This is a genomic window from Holospora undulata HU1 (genome assembly GCF_000388175.3).
Lineage (GTDB): Bacteria > Pseudomonadota > Alphaproteobacteria > Holosporales > Holosporaceae > Holospora > Holospora undulata_A.
On sequence record NZ_ARPM03000001.1, the window covers coordinates 1 to 1130 of the forward strand.

Annotated in this window: 1 pseudogene; it reads right to left on the reverse strand. The window is 36.8% G+C overall.

Features of this window, described 5'->3' with window-relative positions:
• Window positions 1-832 precede the first annotated feature (832 nt).
• Window positions 833-969, reverse strand: a pseudogene (locus tag K737_RS11595) (transposase); the annotation flags it as partial.
• Window positions 970-1130: the final 161 nt, after the last annotated feature.

Genomic DNA, 1130 nt, shown 5'->3' on the forward strand with positions numbered 1-1130 from the left:
GCATTTAATGCTCGATGGCACCAATTGGAAGTTTGGAACGCAGAATATCAATTGCCTCGTACTAGCTGTTAGAGTTGGAAAGATTTCATTTTCTTTGTTTTGGAGCATGCTTGATCACCAGGAAAATTCGCACCCCCAAGCACGCATCAGTTTATTAAACCAATTTTAGGAAATCTTTGGGGTCGATAAAATTCTCTCCTTTTCAGCTGATCGCGAATTTGTGGGAAAAGATTGGATCACTTATTTGTGTGACTTATTTGTGTGACTTATTTGTGTGACTTATTTGTGTGACTACAAGATCCCTTTTTTATCCGTATAAAAGATAATCAATTGGCCAACTTTGGCACCTCTAAAAAGCCTTTGAAGGATTTTTTACTCACCTAAATACGGACGAAAGCCTCCATCTGCAACATGCTGGATGATCCTAGGGGGTTTATCGTAGGTAAAAAGATTAAAGATGAGCACCTTGTCATTTGCTTAAGATAAAGACCGGGTACTAAACAAACAAAGAGGGGACATACCCATATGAAAGAGTTTGGAAAATTTTCCAAACTTATGACCATTGTCGCTGTTGCTATTTTATACGCTTCTATAACGGCCCTTACACAAGAACACAAGGGGATTCAGGTGGATCAAAGATAAACTCTTATTCTTTGATTTCAGAGATTTTTTAAACTACCTGAAAAAAAGTGAGGGGGAGTATGATCTTATTTATTAAGGATGAGAGGTTCATTTGCATTAAACATTGTTGTTTATTTTTAATAAAATAGCCTCTCTTTCGGATCTTTTAAAGACCCTTCAAAAAAGTGAGGGGGAGTATGGTATATTGCATTCAATCCCCCCCCTTCATATTAGCCCAGATTTTTTCTATTGGATTCAAATCAGGAGAGTAAGGAGGTAGAAAAATTATACTGCATTTTACAAGATTCTATTCCATTCTCTACCTCTCTTAGATTTATGAAAAGAGGCGTAATAACACCTTGATCAGGCTTTAGTGTTTGATCCCATAGAATGATGGAGTATATTAAGAAGACAATAATTCATAGAAGAAAAGTTTATGGGACAAGTATTACATGCAAATGCCAGAACGACTGAGGCACTCCGTAGAGAGATCCGTAATAGTGAAGAGA